Annotated in this window: 26 protein-coding genes; 9 read left to right on the top strand and 17 right to left on the bottom strand. The window is 60.8% G+C overall.

What is annotated here, in order from left to right:
* Nucleotides 1–158: 158 nt before the first annotated feature.
* On the top strand, nucleotides 159–1,106 hold the full coding sequence (locus tag PH562_RS13380; protein ID WP_285173596.1) for a diacylglycerol/lipid kinase family protein: 948 nt from the start codon (nucleotides 159–161) through the stop codon (nucleotides 1,104–1,106).
* A 5-nt stretch (nucleotides 1,107–1,111) separates the two neighbouring features.
* Here the strand turns inward: PH562_RS13380 and PH562_RS13375 are convergent, their stop codons facing one another.
* Nucleotides 1,112–2,452: a glutamine synthetase family protein gene (locus PH562_RS13375; protein ID WP_285173595.1), complete on the bottom strand. Its 1,341-nt coding sequence runs from the start codon at nucleotides 2,450–2,452 to the stop codon at nucleotides 1,112–1,114.
* 291 nt (nucleotides 2,453–2,743) lie between these two features.
* Between PH562_RS13375 and PH562_RS13370 the strand changes: the two genes are divergently transcribed.
* Entirely contained in the window at nucleotides 2,744–4,111 is a 1,368-nt protein-coding gene (locus PH562_RS13370; protein ID WP_285173594.1) for an aspartate aminotransferase family protein, read from the top strand.
* On the opposite strand, the gene PH562_RS13365 is transcribed toward PH562_RS13370, so the two are convergent.
* Together PH562_RS13365 and PH562_RS13360 are read right to left on the bottom strand one after the other, a co-directional pair.
* Nucleotides 4,112–4,726, bottom strand: coding sequence for an NUDIX hydrolase (locus PH562_RS13365; protein ID WP_285173593.1), 615 nt, complete (start codon nucleotides 4,724–4,726; stop codon nucleotides 4,112–4,114).
* Nucleotides 4,727–4,761: 35 nt separating this feature from the next.
* Nucleotides 4,762–5,781, bottom strand: a complete 1,020-nt coding sequence (locus PH562_RS13360; protein WP_285173647.1) for a glycosyltransferase family 2 protein — start codon at nucleotides 5,779–5,781, stop codon at nucleotides 4,762–4,764.
* A gap of 96 nt (nucleotides 5,782–5,877) precedes the next feature.
* Between PH562_RS13360 and PH562_RS13355 the strand changes: the two genes are divergently transcribed.
* Nucleotides 5,878–6,846 carry a lysylphosphatidylglycerol synthase domain-containing protein gene (locus tag PH562_RS13355; protein ID WP_285173592.1) on the top strand — a complete coding sequence of 323 codons (969 nt, stop codon included), beginning with the start codon at nucleotides 5,878–5,880 and terminating at the stop codon, nucleotides 6,844–6,846.
* Nucleotides 6,847–6,862: 16 nt separating this feature from the next.
* On the opposite strand, the gene PH562_RS13350 is transcribed toward PH562_RS13355, so the two are convergent.
* From PH562_RS13350 to PH562_RS13335, 4 genes are read right to left on the bottom strand one after another with little or no spacing between them, the layout of a single operon-like run.
* The gene (locus tag PH562_RS13350) at nucleotides 6,863–8,107 is read right to left on the bottom strand and encodes an RNA polymerase sigma factor (RefSeq protein WP_285173646.1); all 1,245 of its coding nucleotides are present in this window, start codon (nucleotides 8,105–8,107) and stop codon (nucleotides 6,863–6,865) included.
* Nucleotides 8,108–8,117: 10 nt separating this feature from the next.
* Nucleotides 8,118–8,498, bottom strand: a complete 381-nt coding sequence (locus PH562_RS13345) for a YciI family protein (RefSeq protein WP_285173591.1) — start codon at nucleotides 8,496–8,498, stop codon at nucleotides 8,118–8,120.
* A gap of 17 nt (nucleotides 8,499–8,515) precedes the next feature.
* Nucleotides 8,516–8,878, bottom strand: a complete 363-nt coding sequence (locus tag PH562_RS13340) for a YciI family protein (protein ID WP_285173590.1) — start codon at nucleotides 8,876–8,878, stop codon at nucleotides 8,516–8,518.
* A gap of 10 nt (nucleotides 8,879–8,888) precedes the next feature.
* Nucleotides 8,889–9,248 (bottom strand): YciI family protein, encoded by a 360-nt coding sequence (locus PH562_RS13335; protein WP_285173589.1) that lies wholly within the window; start codon nucleotides 9,246–9,248, stop codon nucleotides 8,889–8,891.
* 155 nt (nucleotides 9,249–9,403) lie between these two features.
* Here PH562_RS13335 and PH562_RS13330 point away from each other — a divergent pair, with 155 nt between their 5' ends.
* A complete protein-coding gene (locus PH562_RS13330) occupies nucleotides 9,404–9,634 on the top strand; it encodes a hypothetical protein (RefSeq protein WP_285173588.1) in 231 nt (76 codons plus the stop codon).
* Nucleotides 9,635–9,651: 17 nt separating this feature from the next.
* On the opposite strand, the gene PH562_RS13325 is transcribed toward PH562_RS13330, so the two are convergent.
* From PH562_RS13325 to PH562_RS13315, 3 genes are all read right to left on the bottom strand, one after another.
* Entirely contained in the window at nucleotides 9,652–11,154 is a 1,503-nt protein-coding gene (locus tag PH562_RS13325; protein ID WP_285173587.1) for an AMP nucleosidase, read from the bottom strand.
* 119 nt (nucleotides 11,155–11,273) lie between these two features.
* Nucleotides 11,274–11,450, bottom strand: coding sequence for a hypothetical protein (locus PH562_RS13320; protein ID WP_167078215.1), 177 nt, complete (start codon nucleotides 11,448–11,450; stop codon nucleotides 11,274–11,276).
* A gap of 203 nt (nucleotides 11,451–11,653) precedes the next feature.
* Entirely contained in the window at nucleotides 11,654–11,992 is a 339-nt protein-coding gene (locus tag PH562_RS13315) for a DUF2147 domain-containing protein (protein ID WP_285173586.1), read from the bottom strand.
* 464 nt (nucleotides 11,993–12,456) lie between these two features.
* On the opposite strand from PH562_RS13315, the gene PH562_RS13310 reads away from it, so the two are divergent.
* Nucleotides 12,457–12,720 carry a sel1 repeat family protein gene (locus PH562_RS13310; protein ID WP_015339268.1) on the top strand — a complete coding sequence of 88 codons (264 nt, stop codon included), beginning with the start codon at nucleotides 12,457–12,459 and terminating at the stop codon, nucleotides 12,718–12,720.
* A 242-nt stretch (nucleotides 12,721–12,962) separates the two neighbouring features.
* Here PH562_RS13310 and PH562_RS13305 read toward each other — a convergent pair whose 3' ends face one another.
* Entirely contained in the window at nucleotides 12,963–14,075 is a 1,113-nt protein-coding gene (locus tag PH562_RS13305) for a pyridoxal phosphate-dependent aminotransferase (RefSeq protein WP_285173585.1), read from the bottom strand.
* 177 nt (nucleotides 14,076–14,252) lie between these two features.
* Between PH562_RS13305 and PH562_RS13300 the strand changes: the two genes are divergently transcribed.
* Nucleotides 14,253–14,852 carry a formyltransferase family protein gene (locus tag PH562_RS13300; RefSeq protein ID WP_285173584.1) on the top strand — a complete coding sequence of 200 codons (600 nt, stop codon included), beginning with the start codon at nucleotides 14,253–14,255 and terminating at the stop codon, nucleotides 14,850–14,852.
* Nucleotides 14,853–14,978: 126 nt separating this feature from the next.
* Here PH562_RS13300 and PH562_RS13295 read toward each other — a convergent pair whose 3' ends face one another.
* Nucleotides 14,979–15,731, bottom strand: a complete 753-nt coding sequence (locus PH562_RS13295; RefSeq protein WP_285173583.1) for an SDR family oxidoreductase — start codon at nucleotides 15,729–15,731, stop codon at nucleotides 14,979–14,981.
* Nucleotides 15,732–15,828: 97 nt separating this feature from the next.
* On the opposite strand from PH562_RS13295, the gene PH562_RS13290 reads away from it, so the two are divergent.
* Nucleotides 15,829–16,737 carry an AraC family transcriptional regulator gene (locus PH562_RS13290; RefSeq protein WP_285173582.1) on the top strand — a complete coding sequence of 303 codons (909 nt, stop codon included), beginning with the start codon at nucleotides 15,829–15,831 and terminating at the stop codon, nucleotides 16,735–16,737.
* A 16-nt stretch (nucleotides 16,738–16,753) separates the two neighbouring features.
* On the opposite strand, the gene PH562_RS13285 is transcribed toward PH562_RS13290, so the two are convergent.
* Nucleotides 16,754–17,152: a PilZ domain-containing protein gene (locus tag PH562_RS13285; RefSeq protein WP_207899585.1), complete on the bottom strand. Its 399-nt coding sequence runs from the start codon at nucleotides 17,150–17,152 to the stop codon at nucleotides 16,754–16,756.
* Between the two features lie 310 nt (nucleotides 17,153–17,462).
* Between PH562_RS13285 and PH562_RS13280 the strand changes: the two genes are divergently transcribed.
* Both PH562_RS13280 and PH562_RS13275 read left to right on the top strand, forming a co-directional pair.
* Entirely contained in the window at nucleotides 17,463–17,897 is a 435-nt protein-coding gene (locus PH562_RS13280; protein WP_112398188.1) for a glyoxalase superfamily protein, read from the top strand.
* Between the two features lie 65 nt (nucleotides 17,898–17,962).
* Entirely contained in the window at nucleotides 17,963–19,330 is a 1,368-nt protein-coding gene (locus tag PH562_RS13275) for an MATE family efflux transporter (RefSeq protein ID WP_285173581.1), read from the top strand.
* Nucleotides 19,331–19,392: 62 nt separating this feature from the next.
* Here the strand turns inward: PH562_RS13275 and iolB are convergent, their stop codons facing one another.
* From iolB to PH562_RS13255, 4 genes are all read right to left on the bottom strand, one after another.
* The gene (gene iolB / locus PH562_RS13270) at nucleotides 19,393–20,190 is read right to left on the bottom strand and encodes a 5-deoxy-glucuronate isomerase (protein ID WP_285173580.1); all 798 of its coding nucleotides are present in this window, start codon (nucleotides 20,188–20,190) and stop codon (nucleotides 19,393–19,395) included.
* A 175-nt stretch (nucleotides 20,191–20,365) separates the two neighbouring features.
* Nucleotides 20,366–21,283, bottom strand: coding sequence for a myo-inosose-2 dehydratase (gene iolE, locus PH562_RS13265; RefSeq protein WP_285173579.1), 918 nt, complete (start codon nucleotides 21,281–21,283; stop codon nucleotides 20,366–20,368).
* Nucleotides 21,284–21,349: 66 nt separating this feature from the next.
* Nucleotides 21,350–23,200, bottom strand: a complete 1,851-nt coding sequence (gene iolD / locus PH562_RS13260) for a 3D-(3,5/4)-trihydroxycyclohexane-1,2-dione acylhydrolase (decyclizing) (protein WP_285173578.1) — start codon at nucleotides 23,198–23,200, stop codon at nucleotides 21,350–21,352.
* Between the two features lie 25 nt (nucleotides 23,201–23,225).
* On the bottom strand, nucleotides 23,226–25,160 hold the full coding sequence (locus PH562_RS13255; RefSeq protein ID WP_285173577.1) for a bifunctional 5-dehydro-2-deoxygluconokinase/5-dehydro-2-deoxyphosphogluconate aldolase: 1,935 nt from the start codon (nucleotides 25,158–25,160) through the stop codon (nucleotides 23,226–23,228).
* Between the last annotated feature and the right edge of the window lie 58 nt (nucleotides 25,161–25,218).

Below are 25,218 nucleotides of genomic sequence, written 5' to 3'. Positions count from 1 at the left end.
TTTTTGCAGTGCAGCATGGCGGATCATGCATAAGTGCGCTGCAGCCGATCTCGGCGAAACGGCTACAGCGCTTGAAATCGTTCTCTCCAAAACCATCTGAGAAGAAGCGCACGGGCCTTAGCCCCTGATACAATTTGCGGAACGACCGAGAGCCCCCGATGAAGTTGATCGGCTTTTTCAATCGCGATGGCGGAACGTTCCGCACGACTGACATGGCTGCCTATGAAAAGAGAGCGGAGCAGGTCTTCCGTGACGCCGGTCACGATTTCGAAGCTGTTGTCGTGGAGGGGCGCAACGTCGTCTCGGCGATGGAGCGTGCTGCACGCCGCGACGACATTGACGGGATCGTTGCGGGCGGCGGCGATGGCACGATTTCGGCTGCTGCGGCCATCGCCTGGAAAAACGGCGTCGCCCTCGGTGTCATTCCGGCCGGCACCATGAACCTCTTTGCCCGTTCTCTGCGCCTGCCGCTCGACATATGGCAGACGCTGAACGTGCTCGCGACGGGTGAGGTCGACAATGTCGATATCGGCAGCGCCAACGGTCGCGCTTTCATTCACCAGTTTTCAGCGGGCTTGCATGCGCGCATGGTCCGTTATCGCAATGGCTACACTTATCGCTCGCGCATTGGAAAAATGTCCGCAAGCACCCGCGCCGCCTTCGGCGTCATTGCCAATCCACCGGAATTCGACGTCGACTTCGAGGCCGGTGGCATCCGCGAGCGCCGGCATGTTTCGGCGATCTCGGTCTCCAACAATCCCTTCGGCGCCAATGCGCTGCTCTATGCCGATAGCCTGCGCAGCGGCGAGCTGGGCTTCTACACGGCAAAGCCGCTGCGACCGCTCGGTGTCGCACGACTTGCCATCGACATGCTGCGCGGCCGGGTTCGTGAGAATGCTGATGTCATGGTCATGCACGCACCGGAGGTGCATCTGCATTTCCCGAAACTGCGCCAGCTCGCCAACTGCGTCATGGATGGCGAATTATTGCCGCTCGAGCGCGACGTGACGCTCAAGGTGCATCCGGGCGAGCTCAAGGTGATGGTGCGAGAGGGGACGGCCGCCAGCGTTGCGCGCGAAGGCGCCGTCGACAGCGTCGCTATCTGAGAGAGTCAGAGGCGCGGCAGATAGGTGCGATAGTCAAAATCGGAAACCGTGCGCAGGTGGCCGAGCGCTTCCTTATGCTTCGTCTCGCCGTAGAGCTTCTGATACCGCTCGCCGAAAATGTCGGCAATGAAGGCCGAGGCGCGGAAGCGCTCGACGGCGGTCAGGAAATCATGCGTCAGCTTGGGTGCATCGGTCGGCGCGTAAGCCGGCGTCGTCTCCTCACCCGGATCGAGGTCGTTCTCAAGGCCCAGCAACATACCGCCGAGAATTGCCGCCAGCATCAGATAGGGATTGGCATCGGCGCCGGCGACGCGGTGCTCGATGCGCGCGCCCGGCCCGTCCTTTTCCGGGATGCGCACGGCCGTGCCGCGATGGCCGAAGCCCCAGGTGAGATCGACGGGCGCAAACGAACCCGGCTGGAATCGGCGATAGGAATTGGCATAGGGCGCAAAGACCAGCTGCGCGTCCTGCAAGGTCTGTAGCAGTCCCGCGCAGATCGACTTCAGCCTCTTCGGCTCGCTGCCTGCAGCATCGAGGACGTTGCGCCCTTGAGCGTCGATGATGCTGGCATGCACGTGCAGTCCCGAGCCGGCATGGTCGGTATAGGGCTTTGCCATGCAGGTCGATTTCAGGCCATGCTTGCGCGCCGCCTGTTCCGCCACGCGCTTCAGCATGATGCAATCATCGGCAGCGGCCAGCGCATCCGGGCGATGTAGCAGGTTTACCTCGAATTGACCGGGACCAAATTCCGCCGTCGTCGCATCCGCCGGCAACCCCTGCGCCCGGGCGTAGGCGCGCAACGTTTCGAGGTAATCGTCAAGGAGATCGACGGCATCCATGTCATAGAGCTGAAAGCCGTTCGGCTCGCCCTGATAGGTTAGGGCAGGCGGCGGCGACGGGACGCCTCTGTCGCGCCAGTCTCCGGCCAGAAGGTAGAATTCCAGTTCGGTCGCGACGACGGGCGTTAGGCCGAGCGCCTTGTAGCGATCGACAACGGCCGAAAGAATAGCGCGCGGATCCTGGAAGCTCGGGCTGCCGTCGAGCTCATGCATGGTAGCCAGCACCTGCTTCGATCCCGCCGGCGCCCAGGGCATGTCGGCGAGCGTGCGCTTGTCGGCGACACAGGTCCCGTCCGGATCTCCGATCGCCAGCGACAGGCCGGTAATATCGTCATTGTCATCGCCCCAGATATCGAGCGATTGCGTCGAAGTCGGCAGCCGTACGGCGCCGAACCAGACCTTCTTTTCGGCTGAAATCGGGATCTGCTTGCCGCGCAGCCGGCCGTTCATGTCCGAGATCAGCACCTCGATGCGCGCGTTACCTTCGGTTGCGTTGTCGGCCGCCATGCTCTTGTAAATCCCCCATGCTCACGGCATGGTCGTAAACCAAGATAGCTTGCAGTCAAGTCCGGCGAGGCTAAGTCTCTCGTGCCTGGCCCCTCACCCTAACCCTCTCCCCGCATGTGCGGGGAGAGGGGACCCCCACCAGTAGTTGCCGCACCTAAAGCGGCTGTCTGGCGCGAAAACTCCCTCTCCCCGTTTGACGGGGAGAGGGCTGGGGTGAGGGGCCATGCACATAGCAACGGCGTCGGCGGACGCGCCTGACAGAAACCTATCGCAATGAGGTGAGTCTCAGCCATGTCCGATACACCAAGCCGCTCCAATCTCGCCGCCCTCGATGCCGCTCATCACCTTCATCCCTTCGCGGACATGAAGAAGCTAAACGCGGAAGGCGCGCGCGTCATCCAGCGCGGCGAGGGCGTCTATATCTTCGATGCGGAAGGGCGAAAGTATCTCGACGGCTTTGCCGGCCTCTGGTGCGTGAATATCGGCTATGGCCGAACCGAGATTGCTGACGCCGTGGCCAGGCAGATGAACGAGCTGCCCTATTACAACACCTTCTTCGGCACCACGACTACGCCGGCAACGCTTCTCGCCGAAAAGGTCTGTGCCCATGCGGGGCCGCAGTTCAACCATGTCTTCTTCACCAATTCCGGCTCGGAGGCCAACGATACCTGGTTCCGCATGGCGAGGGTCTATTGGGGCGCTGTGGGCAAGCCGACGAAGAAGACCATCATCGCCCGCAAGAACGGCTATCACGGCTCGACGGTCGCCGGCGCCAGCTTGGGCGGCATGAAATACATGCACGAGCAGGGCGACTTGCCGATCCCTGGCGTCGTCCATATCGGTCAGCCCTATTGGTATGCCGAGGGTGGCGATCTCTCGTCGGAGGAATTTGGTCTCAAGGTCGCTCGCGAACTCGAAGCCAAGATCGACGAGCTGGGCGAAGACAATGTCGCAGCCTTCGTCGCCGAGCCGGTGCAGGGTGCCGGCGGTGTCATCATTCCGCCATCGACCTATTGGCCCGAGATCGCACGCATCTGCAAGACAAGGAACATCCTGCTCGTCTGCGACGAGGTGATCTGCGGCTTCGGCCGCCTCGGCGCCTGGTTCGGCCATCAGCACTTCGGCGTCGAGCCGGATCTCGCACCGATCGCTAAAGGACTGTCGTCGGGCTACCTGCCGATCGGCGGTGTGCTCGTCAGCGACCGCGTCGCCGATGCGCTCATCAATGAAGTCGGCGAATTCAACCACGGCTTCACCTATTCCGGCCATCCGGTCTGCGCCGCCGCTGCTCTCGAAAATCTGCGGATCATCGAGGAGGAAAGGCTGGTTGAGCGCGTGCGCGACGATATCGGCCCTTACTTCGCCCAGGCTTGGGGCAGCCTTGCCGATCACGACATGGTCGGCGAAGCCGTCAGCATCGGCTTGATGGGCGGCCTGCAGCTCGCCGCCGACAAATCCACCCGCCGCCGTTTCGAAAAGCCTGACGCTATAGGTTCCGCCGTCCGCAACCAGGCCCTGGCGAACGGCCTGATCCTGCGCGCCACCGGAGACCGCATGCTGGCCTCGCCGCCGCTCATTATCACCCATGAGGAAGTAGATGCCATGGTGCGGATCGCGCGTGGCGCGCTCGATGCCGTGTGGGCGGAGAGGAAATCGTAGTCAGGGCTTGGGTTTCGGCACGTCCCACTTGTCCGCCTTATGAAGGGCAAGGGTCAGCGCCGCAACATGGATGACCTGGATCATCTTGCCTTCCAGCGCCAGCTCGATTGCTTGGCGGATCGGCATGCGGATCAACCGGATGCGCTCGGTCGGGTCGTCCGCCGGCTTGCTTGCAAGTTCGACATTGCGGGCAATAACGATATGCGAGTGGTTTGTATGCGTGGCAGGATTTGGTGCAAGCTTGCCGACGTAATCCCATTCGGTGGATGAAAGCCCGGTTTCCTCGCGCAGCTCGCGCGCGGCCGCCGCGACCGGACTTGCATCGCTCGCATCCACGGCTCCGCCAGGGAGCTCGAGCGCCACGACGCCGAGGCCGTGACGATACTGCTGAACGAGGTAGATATGATCCTCGGCATCGAGCGCAATGATCTCGACCCAATCGGGATATTCCAGCACGTAATAGGGCGCGATTTCCACGCCCTCCGCGGTCACGCAGTTATCCGCACGAACCTTCAGCCAGCGATCATGAACAAGGCGCGTCGAGCTTGTTGTCCGCCATGGTGGCAGGTCTGCCGTGTCCGATAGTTGGCTAGTGATGTCGTCCTTCGAGCTCATGCGCCGTTCAGCTCCCGTTGCTGTTAGGCCGGTGCCTAGGCGTCCTGATGATCTCGATCGAAGATCTTGCGCACGATATAGTTCGGCGAGAGATCGTCGCGATAATAGATGCGGGCGATCATTTCGGCGAGGATGCCTGTCGTGATCATCTGCACCGACGACAGGAGCAGCACAACGCCGACCATCAGCAACGGACGGCTGCCGATATCGTCGCCGAAGATGAACTTGTCGATGAAGAGCCAGAGCAGGATCAGCCCAGCAAGCGCGCCGAGGCCAAGGCCGAGCGAGCCGAAGAAGTGTCCCGGCCGCGCCTTGTAGCGCATGAAGAACATCACCGACAGGAGATCGAGAATGACGCGGAAGGTGCGCGAAATCCCGTATTTCGACGTGCCGTGCTGGCGGGCATGATGGGTGACCGGGACTTCGCCGATCCGTGAGCTCGGCACGACGCCGGCGACCCAGGCGGGGATGAAGCGGTGCATTTCGCCCATCAGCTTCACCTGCTTGATGATGGAGGCGCGGTAGATTTTCAGGCTGCAGCCATAATCGTGCAGCTTGACGCCCGTGATGCGGCCGATCAGGTAGTTGGCACACCAGGAGGGGATCTTGCGCAGCAGAAGCCCGTCCTGGCGGTTCTTGCGCCAGCCGACGAGCAGGTCGAGCTGCCGCCGTTCCAGCTCCTCGACCATGGAGGGTATATCCTTCGGGTCATTCTGCAGATCGCCGTCCATGGTGGCGATCAGGCGGCCGTTCGCCGCATCGATACCGGCCTGCATGGCGGCGGTCTGGCCGAAATTGCGCTGAAGTTCGACGATACGCAGCGTCAAGCCTTCCTGCGAAAGTGACCGGCGGGCATTGACGAGCGTGGCGTCCGTGCTGCCGTCGTCGACCAGGATCAGCTCCCAGGACTTGTCAAATCCACGCATGGCGGCACAGATGCGCTCGATGAGCGGTCCGACGCTTTCTTCCTCGTTGAAGACAGGCACGACCAGCGAAAGCTCGAGAGGGCTTGCCGGATCGGCCTGGGGGAGGGTCGACTCTGCCGTTGTCTGCAACACTTCTTTCTCCTAAAAGACCGGCAGTACCTGCCGGACGAAACGAGCGAAAAGTCCGGTTTCAGCCTTCCGCTCGCATTTGGGTGCCCTAACTACATGAAGACTCCGACGGTTGCCAGCCGACAGAATTGGTTTATTCGCAACCGAATGACGCTGCTGACGCTCGCAGTCGTCCTTGCCTATGCCGCCTTCATCGAATGGTTCTGGGGCTGGACCTCGATCCTGGCGCAATGGGGTAAGGTCGGCGCCCTGCCGATCCTTCTGGCGCTGGCGCTCCTGACGAGCACCTATTTCCTGCGCACCTGGCGCATCTACGATTACTTCCCGAAGGAAACCTCGGGTCATTTTGCGGCGCTGTTCCGTGTGACGCAGGTCCATAATCTGCTGAATATCATGATGCCCTTCCGCACTGGAGAGACCAGCTTCCCGGTGCTGATGCGCTCCGAATTCGGCATTCCGCTGGCGCGGGGAACTTCGGCGCTGTTCGTCATGCGGCTGCTCGACCTGCATGCACTGCTGGCCGCAGCCGGCGTCGGTCTTGCGCTTGCTTCGCCCTACCATGTCCTGGCCTGGATCGTATGGGCAGCCTTCCTGCTGCTGCCGGTCGCAGGCTTCGCCTCCCGCCGGCCGCTGATCCGCCTTGCCGCCCGCGCCCTGCCAAAGAAGGCGCAAGGGCTGGTGCATGAGCTGGAGCGCGGCCTGCCGGTTGATGCCAGCGCCTTTGCGCGCGCCTGGCTGACGACGATCGTCAACTGGCTCGTCAAGGTCGTGGTACTCGCCTGGGCGCTCGGCCTCATGAACGTCACGCCGCTTTCAGCAAGCTTCGGCGGTGCTCTCGGCGGCGAATTATCATCAGTCCTGCCCGTGCATGCGCCCGGAGGCGTCGGCACCTATCCGGCCGGCATCACCGCTGGCGCCATGGCTTTTGGTGCTTCGAGCGCCAAGGAGGCAATCGAAAATCTCGCACAGGCGAGCATCAACGCCCATCTCCTGATCGTGGTCTCGGCGCTGACGGGAACTGCGATCGGATTGCTGGTCTCGCGCAAGCGCGCAGCTGCGCCCTAAAAGATCGCGCCGCGCTTTAATGCCGCGTCGTCTTGTCGTCAAGCTCGGCCAATCGCCTGCGCAGAAAAGCCTGCTCCGGCGCCTGCTGGCATAGCGAAAGCGCCCTTTGATAGGATTGCCGCGCCTCATCCATCCGGCCAATTTGGCGAAGGAAGTCGGCCTTCGCCGCATGGGTGAGATGATACCGTGCCATGCGCTCCTCCCGCAGCAGCCCATCGATGATGCAAAGTGCCGCCACTGGACCATCGCACATGGAGATGGCAACCGCGCGATTGAGCTCGATTACCGGGGATGGACTTGCGACCAGCAGTAGGTCGTATAGCATTACCAGCTTTCGCCAGTCGGTATCCTCCGCGGTCATGGCGCGAGCATGTTCCGCGGCGATCGCCGCCTGCAGTGCATAGCCGCCGACGCTTTCGACAGACATGGCCCGTGCCGACAGCGCCAAACCCTCGCGGATCTGACCATGATCCCACAGCGCACGATCCTGATCGACGAGCAGCACGAGATCGCCGGAGGTATTGGTGCGCGCATGCCGCCGCGAATCCTGCAGCAGCATGATTGCCAGCAGCCCCTCGACTTCCGAATCCGGCAATAGCTGCAGCAGGAGCCTGCCGAGCCGGATGGCTTCGGCTGCAAGGTCGGCGCGGACGATCGCCGCACCTGACGATGCCGAATAGCCCTCGTTGAAGACGAGGTAGATGACATGCAGTACCTGCGCCAGCCGTTCCGGCAGTTCGGTCTTGCTGGGGACCTCATAGGGAATATGGTCGGTGCGAATGCGGTTCTTGGCACGGACGATGCGCTGCGCGACTGTCGGGGCCGGAATCAGAAAGGCATGAGCAATCTCTTCCGTCGTCAGGCCGCAGACCTCCCGCAAGGCCATCGCCATCCGCGCTTCGGCTGGTATAAGCGGGTGACAGCAGGTGAAGATCAGTCGCAGCATGTCGTCCTCGATCTCCTCGCTTTGCGATGTCTCCATTATCTCGCCCTCCGGATAGAGGCTGTCGGCAATGTCGGCCTTGGCAGCGTCGAAACGCGTGCGCCGCCTTATATTGTCGATGGCGCGAAAACGTCCGGCGGAGACGAGCCAGGCATAGGGATTGGCCGGGATGGTCTCCTCCGTCCATTGCTGCGCCGCTGCTGCAAAGGCATCGTGAAGGGCTTCCTCCGCTCGGTCGAAATCGCCAAGCAGACGGATCAGCGTCGCAAGAACGCGGCGCGAGTGGCTGCGATAGATGCCTTCAATGGTTTGGTTCAGCGACACGGCGTCAGCCTTCCTCTGCCAGGTCTCCCCGAAGGGTCAAGATACGAACCGGGCGGATTTCGACGGCGCCATAGCGCGCCGAGGGAATACGTTTGGCGATATCGACAGCGCCATCGAGGTCAGGGGCTTCGATGAGATAGAAGCCGGCCAGGTGCTCCTTGGTCTCCGCGAAGGGGCCGTCCGTCACTGAAAATCCGTCGCCGCCGTTCGGCCGGATGACGATCGATTTGTCTCGGAGCGCCAGTGCATCGGAAACGATCATGGTGCCGTCCCGCCGCAAGCCCTCGTCGAAGACGAAGTGCTCGCCGATCAGATGATTCATCTCGTTCGGCGACAATCGTCCGTCGACATCCACGGATGTGTAGATCAGGCATAGAAACCGCATGTCTTCTCCTCTCGCTGCTATTCATTCGGAAAGCGGATGTCGAAGGCGGCGCGAACCTCGATCATGCCGTATCGGGCGACAGGGAAGGTGGCGGCGATTGCCGTCGCTTCCTCCATGTCCCGGGCCTCGATCAGCACGAAGCCGCCGAGATGTTCCTTGATCTCCGCGAACGGGCCGTCGGTAACGGCGGTTTCGCCCCGGCGCACCCGGACTGTTTTCGCAGTCTCCGGTTCGCGCAGGGCATTGGCAACAATGAGATGGCCGCTCTCGCGCAGCCGGTTGTCGTTGTCGACCGAATCCAGGGTCAGCTTTCGTCCTTCCTCCTCGGAAATCTTGGCGATTTCTGCGCTCTCGAACCAGACCTGGCAAAGAAATTTCATGGTAACCTCCTCAAACGTCCGGGCCGAAATTATAGATCGGCCGTACCTCGATGGCGCCGAGCTTGGCGAGCGGGATGCCAGCGGCAATCCGGATCGCATCGTTCAGGTCCTTCGCCTCGATCAGGATGAAGCCGCCAAGATATTCCTTGGTTTCGATGAAGGGGCCGTCGGTGACCGCCGTCTCGCCGTTGCGGACCCGCACCGTCACCGCAGACTTTGGCGATTGCAGCGCTTCGGCATGGATCATGTTACCGCTGGCCATCAGATCGCGGTCATAGCCGAGCGAATCCGAATCGAGCTTGCGCTTTTCATCCTTGGTCATGACATCGAGCGTCGTGCCATCGAACCAGACCTGGCAGAGATATTTCATCGCAGCGTCTCCTCTTCAATTTGCTGACAGCCCTAGACGAGTGGCTGCCAAGCAAATCGACATCTCGATCCGCAGCATGACAAAAATTTCTGATGCTGTCGAAAAAGCCCGAGCCCGGTCGACCAGTTCCGTCAACACCATAAGGAGAGACGGAAATGTACAGTCTGGAAGCCGCAATCGTGCATTACTGGCAAAAGAAGACGCTGTCGGAAGAGGAGCTGCTCGACGCAGCCGATGTCGGCAGGGTCGTGTTCCGCACCTGGATCGGCTTGGCGGGCTTTGCCCTGCTGATCCTGTGCCTGAGCTGGGGTGCGCAGCCAAACGACGAACGGCCGCAAGTCGCGGCCGCTGCTAATGTATATTCTGTGCCCGTGGATGGGCAGTAGCAAGCAAGCGCTGTCGTTTACTGAAATGCCGTTTCGAAGAAGCTGCGCAGCTTGCGCGAATGCAGCGCTTCCGGCGGCATGGCGGCCAGTTTCTGAATGGCGCGGATACCGATCTGCAGATGCTGGTTCACCTGGGTGCGATAGAAGGCCGTCGCCATACCCGGCAGCTTCAGTTCGCCGTGCAGAGGCTTGTCCGAAACGCAGAGCAGCGTGCCGTAGGGAACGCGGAAGCGGAAGCCGTTGGCGGCGATCGTCGCCGATTCCATATCGAGCGCAACGGCGCGGGCTTGCGACAGCCGCTTGACCGGGCCTGCCTGATCGCGCAGTTCCCAGTTGCGGTTGTCGATGGTGCCGACCGTGCCCGTGCGCATGATGCGCTTCAGCTCGAAGCCTTCATAACCGGTGATTTCGGCAACGGCGGCCTCCAGCGCCACCTGCACTTCGGCGAGTGCCGGGATGGGCACCCAGACCGGCAGGTCGTCGTCGAGAACGTGGTCCTCGCGCATATAGGCATGGGCGAGCACATAGTCGCCGAGCCGCTGGCTGTTGCGCAGGCCGGCGCAATGGCCGAGCATCAGCCAGGCATGCGGACGCAGCACGGCGACGTGGTCGGTGATCGTCTTGGCGTTGGATGGGCCGACGCCGATATTAATCATGGTGATCCCGGCATGGCCCCTCTTCTTCAGATGGTAGGCCGGCATCTGCGGCAGCCGCGGCGCGGTCACATCGCCCTCGGGCTGGCTGGAACCCGCCTTCGTGATGATGTTGCCTGGTTCGACGAATTCGGTATAGCCATCGCCGCCGCTCGCCATCAGGTCGCGCGCCCATTTGCAGAACTCGTCGATATAGAACTGATAGTTCGTGAACAGCACGAAATTCTGGAAATGCGCCGCACTGGTCGCCGTGTAGTGGACAAGGCGAGCCAGCGAATAATCGATGCGCTGTGCTGTAAACGGCGCAAGCGGCGAGGGCTCGCCCGGCGGCGGGATATATTCGCCGTTGGCGATTTCGTCGTCCGTGGTGTTCAAGTCCGGCGTGTCGAAGAGGTCGCGCAGCGGAATGTCTTCGAAAACGGTGGCGGTTGCTTCCACATGAGCGCCTTCGCCGAAGGCGAAATGGATCGGGATAGGTGTCGTCGATTCCGACACCACCACCGGAACATTATGGCTGCGCATCAGGAGCGTCAGCTGCTCCTTGAGATAATGCTTGAAGAGCTGCGGACGGGTGATCGTCGTCGTGTAGACGCCGGGCGCGGTGACATGACCGTAGGAGAGGCGTGAATCGACGTGGCCGAAGCTGGTGGTCTCGATGCTGACCTGCGGATAGAAGGCGCGGTAGCGCGCTGTGATCGGCGCACCTTTGGCAAGCTTGGTGAAATTGTCGATCAGGAACGCCGTATTGCGATCGTAAAGTTCCGTCAGCGCTTCCACGGCCTTGCCCGGATCATCGAAGGTCCGCGGCTGGTACGGGCTGGGGGAGGAGATGTCGAGGGGTGAAAAGGGAGAGATTCTGTTGCTCATGCGCCATTATAGAGTGTCGTCGGTTACAAGCAAACGACGTTGCAACAGGCGGCCTGGATTCTCGCAGCTATTTTTAGAGCCGCCCACGGGCCTGCGCGAGGATTACTCGCAGGCGTTCGTTATTGCACCGTCGTGCAGTAAGGCGCGCCGGTCTGCAGGCAGGTGAAGCTTGCGCCGAAATGCGATTGTGCGCCGCTGCGACCGCCATGCTCGACCGCAACCGAGAAGCTGAATGCGAAGATGGCGGCAAATAGCATGATAACAACGAAGCGCCGCGCGATGATGATCGAGTCCATATTCCTGGCCTACCCGTGCCCTATACTGGACACTGTTTTGCCATGGTCAGGCTGAACAGGTGCTGAGATACCGGTTCATCCGGCGTTCATAAATATTACCGGCTTCGAAAGGGCGCCTGCATCTTCCGCAGGCAAATAAAAAAGCCTGCCAGCCGAGAGCGGGCAGGCACGTTAAATGCTTACTGGAATAGGCAGATGCTGTTTTAGAGCTTCGTCCAGGTCTGCGACTTGCAGAATACCTTCAGCACGCAGCCTTGCATCTTGATCTTGTTGCCGCTGACCGTGCCGGAACCGCTATAGGTCTTGTCGTCCGAGGGATCGGTCAGTTCGCCCGTATAGTTGTTGCCCGAGCCCTGCATCTTGCCGATCTGCTTGCCGGTATATTTGCCTGTTTTCAGGGTCACGCAATAGCTGTCGCCGCAGGGCGCAATAGCGGCGGTATCGCCAGCAACCGTTTTCCAATTGCCGACGATCGGCTCTTCGGCAAGAGCGGCACTCGCGCTCATCAGCAATGCCATCGCAAGAACGGTAGTGCGGATCATGGTGTCATTTCCTCCCCCAAGGCGCATCCGGTTCTGTGACCGGGAATGCGGTGAGATTATCTAACGCGAACGTAAAGGTAAATATGGTTTCGGAGCTCAAATACCCGTTTCGGCGGATATCCGCGCGCCGTCGAAACACGACATCGAATTCAACTGCGCTCTTTTTGTGGTGAAGAAAGAGTTTAAATCCAAATCCTAACGAAAGGTAAAGCCTGCCCGAAAATCCTTAATTTGCAAGGGAAGCGATGTTTAATAAAATCCCAAGTTTACCAAGCATTTGCACTTTGTTTGCATCGAATTAATCATGCATTTTAGGCGTTTTTTGAAAGCCGTCTGCGATAGTGAAGCCATCAAACGAGCGGGGCAAACCCGCCGGCCGGAAGAACCGGAAAGCCGCGTATGACGGCAAGGTTCGGATGGAAAACAGGGCAGATACGAACAGAAGTCAAACAGGGATAATAGCAATGGCACGCTTCGAAACGCCGATGTCTGGAAATGCCATGATGGGTGGAAACAGCGCCGATGCCCTTTGCGAACTGGGCGTGAACTATGCGACCGGCAGGGGCTGTAATGCGGACCTCGTTGCCGCCCACAAATGGTTGAATATCGCCGCCATCCGTGGCAGCGAGCGCGCCGCCGAGCTTCGCGCCGACGTGGCCGCGACTTTGACCAAGATGCAGCTCGCAGCAGCGCTGCGCGCCGCCCGCGAATGGATGACCACGCACTAGAGCCGGATGATTTTAGGTCTGTTCGACCTAAAATCTGAATCCGCTCTAGAATCAAAGAAATAGAGCGTGAAGTCGTCCGAAAACCGCCTGCCCTTTTCGGCATCACGCTCTAAGGCGTGCTGTAGGTGATACGACTTCCTGACCTCGAAAGAGGGGATGTCGGCGGCCGAGGGAGATGCCAGCCGAATGATGAAAACCGCGACCGGCCGGGACAAGGCAGGCGCGGTTTCGTCGTTTTCGGTCTAACCGATCGCCTTCAACACTTTGGGCAGCGCTTCGGCAAGCAGCTCCAGATCTTGCTTCGGTCCGACGCTGATGCGGATGCAACGATTGAGCGGGGCCACGCCCGGCATGCGGATGAAGACACCGTGCTGGATCAGCCCGTCGACGATCGCGCGGGCATAAGTGCCGTCGCGGCCGCAATCGATGGCGACGAAATTGGTGGCGGAGGCGAGCGGCAGCAGCCCATTGTCGCGGGCGATCGTGTCGATCTCCTCACGAGCAGCCCTGATCTTGCCGATTACTTCGGAAAGATAGGTCTGATCCTTCAGCGCTGCGAGCGCCGCCACAGTCGCGAGCCTGTTCATGCCGAAATGATTGCGGATCTTGTCGAAGGCCAGTACGGTCTCCGACGCGCCGATAGCATAGCCGACGCGGGCGCCGGCAAGGCCATAGGCCTTGGAGAAGGTACGGGTGCGCAAGACATTCGGCAGGTCGATCAGATCAGAGATATCAGGAAGCGAGCTGGCAGGCCCGGTCTCGCTATAGGCTTCGTCGAGGATCAGCAGGCAGTTTTCCGGCAGCGCCCGGGCAAAGGCGATGATCTTGTCGGCACCCCACCAGCTACCCATCGGATTGTCGGGATTGGCGAAATAGACGAGCGGCGCATTCTCTCGCTTCACCGCGTGGAGCAGCCCATCGAGATCCTCGCGATCATCGACATAGGGCACGGTGACGAGGCGACCGCCGAAGCCGGCGACATGGAAATTGAAGGTGGGATAGCCGCCGAGCGAGGTGACGACGGGCGTACCCGGCTCGATGACCATACGCGCGATCAGGCCAAGCAGGCTGTCGATCCCTTCGCCGACGGCGATATTGGCGGATTGAACGCCGAGATGGGCCGCAAGCGCCTGCTTCAACTCGTAATTTTCCGGATCGTTATACATCCAGATATCGCCGGCCCGCTCACGCATGGCCGCGATGACGGAGGGCGCTGGCCCAAAGCCGTTCTCATTGGCGCCGATACGGGCTTTGACCGTCAGCCCGCGCTGACGCTCCAACGCTTCTGGGCCGACGAAAGGAACGGTGGAGGGAAGGGCGCTGATCAGCGGCGTGAAGCGCAAGAAGGCGGACATGCTGGCATTGTTCCCGAATTCGGTTGCTGGGTGCGGCAGAATAGGCGCTTGGCGGTTGGTTGCAAGGGCGGAAAACGCGGCCTTCGGATTGCGTCGTCGCAATCATTGAAAATCCTTGTCAGGTGCCATTAAAGGGAGTTTCGGTCATCGCGATAGCATCGATCAACGAGGTCCCTGATGGATAAGCTCGCAATAGCGTTCGTTGCATCAAACAATGGAACCTCATTTGGGACGGTCAACGAGGCCATTCGAGCGAACACAATGAATGCCGCCGCCGTCGTGCTGGTTAGCAATAGGGCCTCGTCCGCAGCACTAGCCTATGCTGAGGCCAACGGTATTCCATCGTTTCATATTCCGACGAAGGACAGGGAAGCTGATGCGGATAAACAGCTTCGCGACATTCTAATCGCCTATGGCGCTGAAATCGTGGTTCTATCTGGCTATCTCAAGAAACTTGGCCCGCTTACGCTAGCCGCGTTTGATGGGCGAATATTGAATGTTCATCCGGGGTTGCTACCCAAATACGGCGGCTTGGGAATGTATGGGCGAAGAGTTCATCAAGCCGTGCTCGACAATCGCGAGACCGAAACAGGCGCAACGATCCACCTCGTAGACGGAGAGTATGACCACGGAAGAACTGTGGCCACAACGACCGTTCAGATTCATCCCGACGATAACGTACTTTCGCTGGAACGACGGGTCATGGCTGCGGAATGCGATCTTTTCACCGATCTCATACGCCGCATATCAATAGGCAGACTGCGCCTGCCACTATGAAATGAGACGTTCGCAAAAGGCCGAACGCAGCCGCCGGCCCGCGCTCCCGGGGCCGACGGCTGCGTGTTCTCTCTAATGCGCGGTCGAGTCGGAACGGCAGCAGCTTTTGGGCTGCACCGATTCCGGTTACAAATCTGCCTCAGCCATCCAGAGTTCAGCATCCGCACCGCCCGGAATTCGCAGCGGGGCGGATGGATCGGTGGCTGCCCGCCACACCGCCTTCGCTACGTCGGGAGCATAGGTGACGGGGCCGGTGTCGTCCTGCACATTCTTGATGAATTGCTGAATGAGCGGAGCATAATCCGGATCGTCCAGACCACGCAAATGTGGACGCGCATTCTCCCCAAAGCGAGTTTCCGGCGACCGGCCTGGCAGGACAATATGCACCCGCACGCCAAATGGCTCCATCTCCACCGATAAGGACTCGGTGAAGGCGTTCACCGCTGCCTTGCTCGCCCGGTAGATTCCAATCACCGGCAGAGTCTTGACCGTCACCGTAGAGGTGACGTTGACGATGACTCCGGCCCGACGTTGACGCATCTGAGGCAATACGGCCTGAACCATCGCCAATGTGCCGATCGTATTTGTCTGGAACAGCGACTGCACCGTCTCCGGAGCAGTCAGCTCGATCGGTGAGGGCGCTCCGAAACCGGCATTGTTGACCAATACGTCTATCGGACCGGCAGCCTTCACAGCTTGCGCGATACTTGCCGGATTGGTGACGTCGAGCGCGAGAATACGCAGGCGTTCGGAAACCGGTAGTAGCTCGGGTTTGGGCGTGCGCATTGTCGCGATGACATCCCACCCTCGTTCAAAAAACAGTTTCGCAGTCTCCAGGCCGAAGCCGGACGAGCAACCGGTGATCAATATCGTAGACATAAGCTTCTCCAAACAAAAGGAATGATGCCATGGTAGTGACCTAGCGAGAGACTTTATATATGCTACAGTCTCCATTTCTTTAGCGTTAGTCCTGATTATGACCGTCGATCCCCTTGCCGAAATCGTCACGCTGCTACAGCCGGCCGCACGCTTTTCGAAGCTGGTGGAATGCGCTGGCGCCTGGCGAATTCATCGGGAGGCCACAGGCGAACCATTTTACTGCGCAATCCTTGAGGGGCGTTGCCGCGTAACGTTTGGAGGACATCAGCCTTTCATCCTCCAGGCCGGTGATTTCGTGCTCGTGCCGGCCATGCGCGACCTTGTCAACGAGAGCGTCGACGCACCGGCCGATCTGCCTGCCACGGTTCCGACGCAGTTGAGCGGCGGCCATTTCCGTGTCGGCCGCCTCGAAGGGTCGGCGGATCTGCGCATGCGCATAGGGCATTGCAGTTTCGGCGCGCCGGACGCGGCCTTGCTCGTTTCCCTATTGCCTGATGTCGTTATCGTTCGTGACGAGCCTCGACTCGCGACGCTGATGCAATTGGTCGGTGAGGAAACGCGCGAGCGCCGGCCGGCGCGCGAACTCGTTTTGGAGCGGCTGCTGGAGGTGTTGTTGATCGAGGCATTGCGATCCGGCACGGAAACAACCGTCACGTCGAGCTTGAGTCGCGGCCTTGCCGATGAACGCCTAGCCGCAGCACTTCACGCGATGCATGCGCGTCCTGCCCATCCTTGGACTGTCGCGGATCTTGCGACCGAAGCGGCCCTGTCCCGATCGGCTTTCTTTGCGCGTTTCAGCCGCGTCGTTGGCCTGCCGCCAATGGAATATCTATTGGCTTGGCGCATGGCCCTCGCAAAGCAGCTATTGCGCAGCCGCGAATTGGGGATGGATCAGGTAGCTGAACGCGTTGGCTACGGATCGGCAAGCACCTTCAGCGTCGCCTTTGCGCGATACGCAGGCATGCCGCCTGCACGATATGCCCGCGGGGACGTGCCAAGCGATTGAGGACGTGAAGCCGAATTTATACTGGCCGCCGCCTGCCGCGTGCCGCCAGCGCTTCGACATTGCCGATCATGAAATCGGCGCGCACGACGCGGCGCAGGGTTTCCGGCTCGATCAGGTTGATGAAGCGGACATGGACGCGGTTGTCGATGCGGCTGACCTCGGCGCAGGCGATGCGGTAGGCGAGGCCGAGGATGTTTAGATAGTAATGGGTCGGCAGCCCGACGGTCGTGGCGACCGTGAAGCTGGCGCCGCCGCGCGAGATGTCGGTAATCTCGGCGCTGCGCACCGAAATGCCTGTCAGACAGGGACGAACAGCCACGAGACGCGCCGGCCTCTGGACGTAGAACCGTTCCCAGCTGCGTTCGTAGACTTCGGATTTGACTTTCGCCAGATGGGTTGCGCGAAGCATTGTCATTCCCTGTTGCAAAACAGACCGAATTCATCTCGGTTACAGCATGAACCTTGCACGGAGATTTTGCAGAAGCGTCAATTGCATTGGTAGAATTTTAACGGGTTCGTCTTTTGTACCGATTTGGGCGCGTCTTGACAGGCGCATCGGCTTCGATCATACGAACGAGCGGTTCGAGGAGCCTGCCGCTCGCGGATGAAAATCCAAGGTGAATTCCTCGCTGTTCTTGGTCACAGCCATTCAGGGCATGCTGACTGACGGTAATGCGAGCTCCGTTTCACAGTCGTAAATGCGTGCCTTAGCAAAGGCTGATCCTATGACGACGTATCCGTCCATAGATGAATTGAAGGCTCAGGCCCGGCGTCTGCGTCAGGCCATGGCCGAGCGCGGCGACGACATGAGCCACTCGACGGCGCTGGAACTCATCGCCAAACAACACGGGCTGCGCGATTGGAACACGCTCTCGGCGCTGGCGGCAAAACCGAATGACGGGCCGGATGCGCCCTTCGATGTCGGCTCCGCCGTTCGCGGGCGCTATCTGAACAAACCCTTCACCGGCAAGGTTCTGGCGATGTCGGCGAAGTCTGGCGGACTCTACAAGATAACGATCCACTTCGACGAACCGGTGGATGTGGTCGAGTTCGAGAGCTTCTCGGCGTTTCGCCAGCGCATCAACGCCCAGGTCGATGCTGACGGCATTTCGCCGCGCAGGACATCGAACGGCGTGCCGCATCTGGTTCTCGACCTTTAATCTTCATCCCTGCTTGTTAAGCCGCTATCTTTGCCGCTCGCGAGCGATTTCGTCCGGATACCACCATGACGCACACCCTCGAAAACAATATGTTTCTCACCGGCTGGCTGCCTGGCGTCTTTGTCAAGACAGCCGCGCCGATCGTCATCATCACGACAGTCAGCGGCCTCTTTGCCGTCGTTGACGCCTATTTCCTCGGCGTCTATGTCGGCGCCGAGGCGCTCTCCGCCGTCAGCCTCATCTTTCCCGCGCTGATGCTGCTGATCGCGCTGCAGACCTTGGTTTCAAACGGCATGGCGAGCATTCTCGCCCGCCGTCTCGGCGCCGGAAATCGCGACGCCGCGAAGTCCGTGTTTACCGGCGCCCATACGCTGGCGCTTGCCGTCGTGGTGGTGGTCAACCTCATCTACTGGCTTGTCGCCCGGCGTTTCATTGCCGTGGCAGCGGCGGGAAATGTCGATGTCGCCCGCAGCGCCGAGGCCTTCATGGGCGTCATGGTCGCCTTCGCGCCGATCAGCTTCTTTCTTTCGATCCATCTCGACGGGCTGCGGTGCGAAGGGAAGCTCGGCTTCATGACGCTGGTGACGCTTGCCTCGACGCTGCTCAACATTCTGGCAAACTGGCTGCTGATGGCCGTTGCGCACTGGGGCGTGGTCGGCTCCGCCGGCGGCTCCGTCTTGGCGCAATTCATCTGCCTGATGATCGTCATCATCTATCGCCTGCGTCGGCCGAATGGTCTTTGGGTCGACATGGCGCTGCATGTTCGCGAGTGGCGCGGCATCTTTGCCTTCGGCGCTCCGATGAGCCTCGGTTTCATCGGCATTTCGCTGAGCTCGGCGGCGATCCTCTTCAACGTGTCGATCTGGCATGAGGGGGATTATGTTGCGACCGTCGGCGCCTATGGAATCGTCACAAGAGTAATGACCTTCGCCTATCTGCCGCTGCTGGGCTTGAGCATCGCGTTGCAGACCATATCAGGCCATAATCATGGCGCCGCCCTTCTAGCCCGCGTCGGTCATAGCGTTCTGATCGCCCTGATTTCGGCTCTCGTCTATTGCGCAGCCGTCGAACTCATCGTCGAGTTGCTGGCTGGGCATATGGGTTCGATTTTCGTAGGCGATCCCGTGATCGTGACGGAAGTCGGCCGCATCCTGCCCTGGACGATCGGCGCCTATTTCCTCTTTGGTCAGGCGATCATCCTGTCGTCCTATTTCCAGTCCATCGGTGATGCGAAGCGTGGTGCGATCTTCGGTCTGTCACGGTCCTATCTGTTCACCCTGCCGCTGACATTCCTCCTGCCGCTCGTCTTCGGCGAACGCGGAATCTGGATGACGCCGATCTTCGCTGAGACCGGGATGATCCTGCTCACCTGGCTGGTATTGTCGCGCAACGCCAGGGATCGCAAATGGCGCTATGGCTTGTTGCCGGCATGAGAATGGAAAAGGCCGCGCTTTCGGGCGCAGCCTTTTTGTTATGAGCCTATTTCATCAGTCATTCAGGACTTCAGCAGCCATTCATGCTCGACGGCATTGTGGAATTTCCAGATGCGCTTAGGCCCGGCCATGACGTTGAGATAGTAGAGATCATAGCCGTGGCAGGCGGCGCAGGGGTGATATCCCCTAGGCACCAGCGTCACATCGCCATCTTCCAGCACCATGACTTCATCGAGCGACCGGTCGTCCGTATAGACGCGCTGGAAGCCGAAGCCCTGCGGCGGGTTGAGGCGATGGTAATAGGTCTCCTCCAGGAAGCTCTCGTGCGGGAGATTGTCCTGATCGTGCTTGTGCGGCGGGTAAGACGAGGTGTGTCCGCCCGGCGTAATCACTTCGACGACCAGCAGCGAATGCGCCGCACCGTCATCTTCCGGCATGATGTTGTTGACGTGGCGGACATTGGTACCCTTGCCGCGCGTCAGCGCCGGGTGCGTGCCTGGCGGAATGGAGCGGGCTTCATAGGAGCCGCCGCCCGGTGCTGAGCAGACGGCCAGTTCCAGATCGGTCTCGGCTGTCACCGACCAGCTCAAGCCTGCTGGAATATAGAGCGCGTGGGGTGCGCCCTCGAAGGGGCTCATGCGCCCGCCGAGCGAGCCGAAATCCTTTGCACCCGCCTTGGCGCTTCCCTTGCCGCTGACCCAGACGAGGCAGACTTCGCGATCGCCGGTCTCGGCCGAAGCGGTTTCGCCCGGCTTCAAGCGATGCAGGTCGAAGCCGACATAGGTCCAGCCGGCGCTGTCAGGCGTGACATGGGTAACGCGGCCATGCGAGCCGTTAGGTTTAACCTTCAGATTGGGCATGGGTATGTTCCTCCATTGCTTGGGAGAACGCTCCTCGCTGTCTTCGATGTGGGCGAGGGGCGCTCGTCTCTCGAGCAATTCCAGGAAAAGTGCGCAGCGGTTTTCCGTCCGGAATTGCGAGAAAATAAAGAGCTAGAGCGTTTTCGCGATTCGAAGAAAAGCGGAAGCGCTCTAGTTATCCCTTGGGAAAGCCTTCGGTTTCCACGGTGTAGCCTGCTGCCGTCATGACGCGCATTAGCTCGGCATGGCCGATCTCCGCCATCTTCTGCGGCGGCGCCTTGCGCGGGTCCTGTTCGGCCTCGACCACGAACCAGCCTTCATAGCCATAATCAGCGAAGCGCTGGACGATCGCTCCGAAATCCAGCGAGCCATCGCCCGGCACCGTGAATGCGCCGAGCGCGACGGCATCGAGGAAGGACTGTCGGCTGCGATCCAGCCCATCGACGACCGACTTGCGGATATCCTTGACGTGAACGTGGTTGATGCGGGCGTGGTGATTGTCGATGGCGCGCAGCACGTCGCCGCCGGCAAAGGCGAGATGGCCGGCATCGAGCAGCAGCGGAATGCCCACGCCGGAATTGCGCATGAAGGCATCGAGTTCCGGCTCGGTTTCGACCGCGGCTGCCATATGATGGTGATACGAGAGCGGCATGCCTTGGTCGGCACACCATTCGCCGAACTCGGTGACGCGGCGGGCGTAGGCCTTCATCTCGTCATCCGAAAGGCGCGGCTTGGTGGCGAGCGGCTTGGAGCGGTCGCCCTGGATGGAGCGGCCGACTTCGCCATAGACGATGCAAGGCGCGTTGACCGCCTTGAACAGTTCGATCATCGGCGCGATGCGATCCTTGTTGGCGGCAAGCTCCTCGTTGACGAGGGTGCCGGAGAACCAGCCGCCGCAAAGCGTCACGTCGGCGGCACGCAGGATCGGCAGCATCTCATCAGGGTTGCTAGGGAAGCGCCGGCCCTGTTCCATGCCGGTGAAGCCCGCGCCGCGCGACTGGCGCAGGCATTCTTCCAGAGATACGTCGTCGCTGAGCTCAGGAAGATCGTCGTTCCACCAGGCGATGGGCGACATGCCGAGTTTGGCCTTCATCAATGGTCTCCTTGAAAAAGCTGTCGGAGGAGCCGAAAGCTCCTCCAGAAACAGGACGGAAATGGATCAGCCGATGCGCTGGGCGGCGCGGGCTTGTTCGTAAGCCGCGCGGGCCTTGTTGACCTCGGCGCGAGGGCTGACTTCGGGAACGGCGACATCCCACCAGTGGCCGCCTTCATCCGTGGTGATCAGCGGGTCGGTGTCGATGACGATGACCGAGCTGCGGTCGTTCTTCTTCGAGGCTTCGACGGCCTGTTCGAGCTCGGTGATAGATGAGACCTTCACGGCTATCGCGCCCATGCTGGCTGCATGCGCTCGGAAATCGATTTCCGGCATCACTTCGTAGCGGGCATCCTTCAAGAGATTGTTGAAGTTCGCGCCGCCGGTCGCCATCTGCAGGCGGTTGATGCAGCCATAGCCGCGGTTGTCGAGGAGAACGACCGTGATCTTCAGGCCGAGCATGACTGATGTCGCCAGTTCCGAGTTCAGCATCATGTAGGAGCCGTCGCCGACCATGACGACGACATCCTTCTCCGGCCGCGCCATCTTGACGCCAAGGCCGCCGGCGATCTCGTAACCCATGCAGGAGAAGCCATATTCCATGTGGTAGCTGCCAGGTGCGGTCGCCGGCCAGAGCTTGTGCAATTCGCCGGGCAGGCCGCCAGCTGCGCAGACCAGAATGCTGTCCTTGCCGCCGAGCGTGCGCGTTACCGCTCCGATGACCTGGGCGTCGGAGGGCAGCGCAGCGTTCGTGGTCGCCATCGCCTTGGCGGCGGCTTCCATCCAGACCTTCTTTTCCCGTGTCGCCTTTTCAGCAAGCGATGCCGGCGCGCGCCAGCCGGTCAGGCCGGCGGAAAGCGCCTTCAGCCCTTCGCGCGCATCTGTCACCAATGGGTGACTGTTGTGTTTCAGCGCATCGTAGGCCGCAATATTGAGGCCGATCATGGCCAGCTTCTCGTTCTTAAACAGCGCCCAGGAGCCGGTGGTGAAGTCCTGGCAGCGTGTGCCGACGGCGATCACCAGATCGGTATCCTCGGCGATGGCATTGGCGGCCGAAGTGCCTGTCACGCCGACCGAGCCGAGTGCGAGGGGATGCGTCTCGTCGATGGCCGATTTGCCGGCCTGCGTGACAACGACGGGAATATCATGGGCTTCGGCGAAAGCGGCGAGTTCCTTCGTCGCCTGCGAATAGAGCACGCCGCCGCCGGCGAGAATGACGGGCTTTTCCGAACGACGGATCAGCGAGATGGCGCTGGCGAGTTCGTCGGCATCCGGCTGCGGTCGGCGCTGGGTCCAGACATGCTCTTCGAAAAAGCTTTCGGGATAATCATAGGCTTCGGCCTGTACGTCCTGGCAGAGCGAGAGGGTCACCGGGCCGCAATCGAGGGGATCGGTCAGCACCTGCATGGCGCGCTTCAGCGCCGATATGATCTGTTCCGGGCGGGTGATGCGGTCGAAATAGCGGGAGACCGGGCGGAAGGCGTCATTGGCCGAAACGGTACCGTCGCCGAAATCCTCGATCTGCTGCAGTACCGGATCGGGCGCGCGATTGGCAAAGACGTCGCCGGGCAGGAAGAGGACCGGAATACGGTTGACGTGGGCGACGCCGGCGGCCGTCACCATGTTCAGCGCGCCGGGACCGATAGAGGTCGTGCAGGCCATGAAGCGCTGACGAAAGCTCGCCTTGGCATAGGCGATGGCGGCATGGGCCATGCCCTGCTCATTGTGGGCGCGGAAGGTGGGCAGCTCCTCGCGTACCTGATAAAGCGCCTCGCCGATACCGGCGACATTGCCGTGACCGAAGATTGCCCAGACGCCGCCGAAAATCGGCTGCTTCTGCCCGTCGATGATGGTCATCTGCTTCTTGAGGAAATGCGTGACGGCCTGTGCCATCGTCAATCGGATCGTCTTGCCCATCGGGCGCCTCCCAAATGCTTGTTACTTACACGCCGCGGGTTTTAAGCCACGCTTGCGTCAGTTGCCGGAAGCGGCCGGCCATATCGGCAATCGCTTCCTCGTCGTTCATGCCGCCCGACAGCCATGCGCGGGCCGCATCGGAGAAGATGGTTCGCCCGACGGCGAAGCCCTTGACTGAAGGGGCTGCCAGCGTCGCCTCGAAACTGCGGATCAATTCCTCCGCCGGCGCCTCCAGGCCGAGCAGCACAATACCGCGGCACCATGGATCATTTTTGGCGATCACGGCATCGATTTTTTTCCAGGCAGCCGTCGATTCCTGTGGTTCCAGCTTCCACCAGTCCGGCTTGATGCCGAGCGCGTAGAGCTCTTCCATGGTCGTCGGGATCGTGTCGTCGGTCAAAGGACCGTTCTTGCTGGCGATGATTTCCACCAGCAGTTCGCGGCCGACCTTGCGCGCGGCCTCGAACAGTGTCCGCAGCTTCTCTTGCTGTTCCGCCTTGAGCTCCTTCGGATCGTCCGGATGGTAGAAGCATAGGCATTTGATGCAATGATTGAGCGGCCATTCGACGAGCTGCGAGCCGATATCCTGGCTGAATTCGAATTTCAGCGGTTTCGATCCCGGCAACTCCACAGGGCGGCCGATCCAGGAGAAATTCTTGGTTGCCGCATCGAAGAAGGCGTCGCGCCCGAAGCGTTCATCGATCAGCATGCCATAGCCAGGGCGGCCGTCGGCCACACGCGCCGCAGCCTCGACCGCGAGCCGCTTGAAGGCGACGATCCTGTCGTAACCGACGCTTAGCTCGTCGCAGACGCTGACGAGCTGCGAACGGTGGTCGATCGCAAGCGCCATCAGCAGCGGGATTTCGTCGCTGCGGCGCGTCGTTGCCCAGTGGATGTGGTTGATCGCCTCATCCTTGCGCAGCGCCCGGTGCTTGCTGCCCGTCCTCAGGAAGAAATCGAGCTCAGCCCACGTCGGATATTCCGGCGAGCAGAGCAGGCGGGAAACGGCAAAGGCGCCGCATGCATTCGCCCAGGTGGCGCAGGTCTTCAAGGGCTCGCCGCGGAGATAACCGCGCAGGAAGCCGGACATGAAGGCGTCGCCCGCGCCGAGAACGTTGAAGACCTCGATCGGGAAACCCTGGCCGACGATACCGGCTTCGAGATCGTCGGAGATCGGACCGTCGTAGACGATGCAGCCCATGGCGCCGCGCTTCAGTACGATGACGGCGGACGAGAGGCGGCGGATTTCCTTGAGCGCGCCGAGCACGTCGTCGGCACCGGAGGCGATCATGATCTCTTCTTCGGTGCCGACGATCAGGTCGCAATCCGGCAGCGTCTCCTTCATTTTGGAGGACACGCGTTCCGACTTCACATAGCGCTCGAAACCTTCGGCGTGGCCGGCGAGGCCCCAAAGGTTCGGCCGGTAATCGATGTCGAAGATCACCTTGCGGCCGTGCGCCTTGGCGATGCGGATCGCCTTGCGCTGTGCCGCCTCGGTATTGGGCTTGGAGAAATGCGTGCCGGAGACCAGAACGGCGCCCGAGGACTTGATGAAATTCTCGTCGATATCGTCTTCATTCAGCGCCATGTCGGCGCAGTCTGAGCGATAGAAGATCATCGGCGAGACGCCCTCGGCCTCGACCGCCAACAGCACCAGTGCTGTCAGCCGCTCCTTGTCCGTCGCGATCCCATCGACGGCCACGCCCTCGCGTGCCGCCTGTTCGCGGATGAAGCGGCCCATCTGCTCGTCGCCGACACGGGTGATGAGGCCGGATTTCAGGCCGAGCCGCGCGGTCCCAATGGCGATATTGGCCGGGCAGCCGCCAACCGACTTGGCAAAAGAGGCTATGTCTTCCAGGCGCGAGCCGATCTGCTGGCCGTAAAGGTCGACGGAGGATCGGCCGATAGTGATCACATCGAGTTTTGTCTCCGGCTGACCGCCCGGATTGTCGTGTGCCATAATGTCCTCCCGTCGGGGCATGACCTCTTCTGCTTTTCAGCCCGCGCCGAGATCATGC

The organism is Rhizobium centroccidentale (assembly GCF_030182565.1).
Taxonomy (GTDB): domain Bacteria; phylum Pseudomonadota; class Alphaproteobacteria; order Rhizobiales; family Rhizobiaceae; genus Rhizobium.
Note: the sequence above shows the minus strand (reverse complement) of the source record. Positions and strands in the feature narration are given on the sequence as shown.